Source organism: Roseibium sp. SCP14 (genome assembly GCF_040329475.1).
Classification (GTDB): domain Bacteria; phylum Pseudomonadota; class Alphaproteobacteria; order Rhizobiales; family Stappiaceae; genus Roseibium.
Genome location: NZ_JBDZYH010000061.1, coordinates 1 through 223 on the forward strand (window position 1 = coordinate 1; position 223 = coordinate 223).

At 62.3% G+C, this 223-nt stretch carries 1 protein-coding gene; it reads left to right on the top strand.

The window, feature by feature from the left end; genetic code table 11:
* On the top strand, positions 1–223 hold a 223-nt coding region (locus ABLQ08_RS32620), incomplete at both ends, for a hypothetical protein (RefSeq protein WP_352950939.1).

Here is a 223-nt window from a genome sequence, read left to right on the forward strand (position 1 = left end):
GACCTGACGTTCGGCTTCACGGCGACCGACAGCGACGGCGATACGGCAACGTCGACCTTCACGGTGACGATCAATGATGACGCCGGGAGTCCGTCTGTCGGTACAACGGAAGCGGTCAGCCTGACGGAAGATGCGACGGGTTCGGCCGGTTCCGAGACGTTTGTGTCTTCGAGCGAGACCGGATCGTTGAACGTTCTCTGGGGCGCCGACGATGCCGACGACA